Origin of the sequence: Stenotrophomonas sp. 3diitr2024 (assembly GCF_042136455.1) — a bacterium.
Lineage (GTDB): Bacteria > Pseudomonadota > Gammaproteobacteria > Xanthomonadales > Xanthomonadaceae > Stenotrophomonas > Stenotrophomonas sepilia.
Genome location: NZ_JBHHMJ010000105.1, coordinates 1 through 3715, shown reverse-complemented (window position 1 = coordinate 3715; position 3715 = coordinate 1). Strand labels below are relative to the sequence as shown.

The window sequence follows — 3715 nt, the reverse complement described above, 5'->3', positions numbered from 1 at the left end:
ACATTTCTGGATGCTACGCCGTTGCCCCACGCCCTGCAAGGACTTTCGCCTGAACGGGAAACGGCCGGGTTTCCCCGGCCGTTTCCACTTACCGCTTCAAGCGCTGATGGATCAGAACTTGTACTTCAGGGTCAGCTGCATCGACCAACGCGACACGGCGGTGTTGCCCTTGTCGTTGTTGTTTTCCTGCACCGACGGGTTGTCGGTCGAACCAGTGAAGGAGTACACGTACTTGCCGGTGGCCGGATCGATACCTGCGTAGTTGGCAACGCGACGGGTCGAGTAGAAGCCGTAGTCGTCGATCAGGCCCCACTTCTTGTTCAGCAGGTTGCCGACATTCATGATGTCCAGGGCGACTTCACCCTTGTGACCCTTCATGAAGCCCGGGAATTCCTGGCTGACGCGGACGTCGAAGCTGTTGACCCACGAGGCGCGGTGGCGGTTGGCCGGGACCACGCTGCCACGGTAGGCATCGAGTTCCGGGTTCTGCGCCAGCCAGTCGAAGAACTGCTTCTCCATCGCGGCACCGCCGGTGAACAGCACGTCGCCCGGACCCTTCGGCACGTAGAACAGGTCGTTGGTGGCAGCACCGTCGCCGTTGGCATCGTTGTAGAAGATGTAGCTGTACGGACGGCCCGAACGGCCTTCGTAGAACAGGCCGACGCGGGTGGCGTTGTCACCGAAGAAGTTGTGCTTCCACTCCAGGGTGCCGGTGACGCGGTCCTTCATCGCATAACGCGAGTTGTAGGCCACGTTTTCGTTGGCATTGAAGATCAGCGTGTTGTTCCAGTTCGAGGTGTTCTGCGAGCTGGACAGCGGGCTGACTTCGGTGGACTTGGTGTAGGTGTAACCCAGCGACCAGCCCCAGTTCTCGGTCAACGGCTTGGCCAGCGAGAAGGTGGCCTGGGTGCCGCGGCCCTTGTCGGTGTTACGCAGGACCAGCACATCGCCGATGTCGGACGGACGGTTGGCGCGGTCAACCGCACCCTTGGTACCGGTCGACATGCCGTAGTCGACACCCTTGTCGATACGGGTATTGGCCTGGTTGCGGCCAGCGGCGTTCCAGTAGATCGCGCGGCCATCCTGACCGAAGGCGGTCGGCGCCGACACGTCCAGACGGTCGAAGTAGATGCCGTCCTTGACCTTGGTGAACAGCACTTCGGCCGACGCGACGATGCCGTACCACGGCAGCTCATGGTCGAACGCCAGGTTGGCCTTCCACACCGACGGCAGGCGGGTGCCCGGCGCGATGATGTCGACGTTCTGACGGGCCGAAGCCGGGCCACCGGCCGGGATGTACGGGTTGTTGCCGTCCGGAGTGAAGGCACCGGCCGGGATGCTGCGCTCGTCGTACTCGATGTAGTTCAGGCCGGTGTTCTGGTAGGCACCTGCCAGCCACACGTTCGGGGCGGCGCCGCCGAACAGGCCCACGCCACCGCGCAGCTGGGTCGGGCGATCGCTGTCGAAGGTGTAGTTGAAGCCGACGCGCGGCTGCACCAGGTTCTTGTCGACCAGCTTGGTGTTGTTGAAGCCGTACAGCTGCTCGATGCGCGGGTTGTACAGGCGCTGGGTGCTGAAGTCAGGCATGTCGATGCGCACGCCGAACATCAGGTTCAGGTTGTAGTTGATCGCCCAGGTGTCCTGCACGAACACGCCGGTGTTCTTCAGGGTGAAGTCGGCCGGGATGTCGCTGCGGCTGCCATCGGCGCGCGGAGCACGCAGCTGGTAGCGCGAAGCCTTGCCCGACAGGAAATCGTTGACGCTGTTGAATTCGTACACGCCGTTGAGGTTGCGGCCGTAGAAGTTCATCAGGTCATTCTTCGAGTAATCGAAGCCGAACTTGACGGTGTGGTCACCGATGTACCAGGTACCGGCACCAAAGGCGCTCAGTTCCTTCGACTCGACGATGTTGACGTGGGTGTTCTGTTCGGTACCGACGTACAGCGAATCGTTGCCCGACTTGATGCGGATCTGCGGCATGTCCACCAGCGGGACGCGGTTGGCCGAGTAATCCTTGTGCGAGACCTTGAACTCGGTCGAGAAGTTCTCGGACCAGTCACTGAACAGTTCGCCCATCCAGGTTTCGTACTGGGTCGGCTGCTGGTACCAGAAGTTGCTCAGCGAGATGGCGCTGCTGCTGACCTGCGGGAAGCGAACGACGTTCTGCTCCATCTTGTTGTAGCGCAGGGCCGCACGGTGGTTCTCGTTGATGTTCCAGTCCAGCTTGACCGCATACTCTTCGATCTCGGTCTTGCTGTTCGGCGCCGCCAGGCTGCCCGGGTCGTAGCCCAGCTTGCCCAGGAAGTTCTGGACGTCGGTGATCTGCTGCTGGGTGATGGTGCCACGGCCGATCGGCGTGTCGCTCAGGGCGACGCCGGCAGCCGAGCGCTCGTACTTTTCATAGTTGGTGAAGAAGAACAGCTTGTCCTTGACGATCGGACCGCCGAAGGTCATGCCGTAGGTCTTCTCGTCCTCGAAGCCGTTGAAGTCCTGCTTGTCACCTTCCAGGCGCGAGCGGACCATGTCCTTGTCGCGGTACGAACCGTACACGGTGCCGTGGAATTCATTGGTACCCGACTTGGTCACGGCGTTGATCACCGCGCCGGTGCCACCGGCGATGGTGGTGTCGTAGTTGGCCAGGTCGATGTTGATTTCCTGGATGGCGTCCATCGACACCGGCTGACGCTCGGTCGGCAGGTTGTTGGAACCCAGGCCGAACGGATCGGAGGCGCTGATGCCGTCGATGCGGATGGCGTTGTAACGGGTGTTCTGGCCGCCGGCCGAGATCGCGCCGTCCGCCTTGCTGACCTGCGAGATGCGCGGGTCGAGACGCACGTAGTCCTGGATGTTGCGGCTGGCCGACGGCAGCGCATCCATCGTTTCGCGGGTCACGTTGGTGCCGGTGCCCATCTTGTTGGCACTGAACAGGTCCAGGCCGCCGGCGGTGGCAACAACGTTCACCGCGTCCAGGTTGGTTGCAGCCAGGTCACCGCCCAGGTTGGCGTTGACGGTGTTGACCTGGTTCAGGTTCAGGTAGACACCTTCCTCGGTCTTGGTGCCTTCACCGGACTTGGTGATGGTGATGGTGTACGGACCACCCACGCGCAGGCCGCGCGCGTTGTATCGGCCCGACGCATCGGTGGTGGCACGCGAAACAGTGCCCGACTCGGTGTGCGTGATGGTGACTTCAGCGCCGGCGACAGGCTGGCCTGCAGCGGACATCACCTGGCCGCCGACACCGGCGGAGGTGCTGCTCTGGGCGAAGGCGGGAGCGGCAGCAAGTGCAGCCACGAGACCAAGGGTAAGCTTGGACATCCGGAGTGGGTGGGTCATTTTTCGGTAGCCTCGATGCGAGTTGGCGATGGCGGAAAAAAAGCGCATCCAAGCAGCCCTGCGGGTGGCTGATCGGAGAGTTATCTGGGGTTCCCTACCGCTCGGCTGAAGGCAGCCCTAACGGTTAACACTAGATTAACACGCTACGCCATCAATGTGACGGTTGTGCGACAAACGGCACCGGTTCGCAACGCAATCGTGACGGGTTCTTCACCCCGTCTTTCCACAGGGCTCACCTTTCCCGGGGCGTCTCACTGGCATCGAGAATCTGCCCGCGCCAGGTGCTCCCAGCGGCGGACAGCAGGGTCACCGTGGCGGCCGCCGCGGCTTCCGGGCCTTGCGCAGCCGGGTCCTGGTCCACGGAATAGGCGCGGGCCCGAAG

General features: G+C 62.5%; 1 protein-coding gene and 1 pseudogene. Both read right to left on the bottom strand.

All coding sequences use genetic code 11. The features are described from left to right. Nucleotides 1–111 precede the first annotated feature (111 nt). Complete coding sequence (locus ABGA94_RS02605; protein ID WP_119706071.1) at nt 112–3333, bottom strand: carboxypeptidase regulatory-like domain-containing protein; 3222 nt, start codon at nt 3331–3333, stop codon at nt 112–114. A gap of 232 nt (nt 3334–3565) precedes the next feature. Next, nucleotides 3566–3715: pseudogene (locus ABGA94_RS02600) on the bottom strand (short-chain dehydrogenase); the annotation flags it as partial.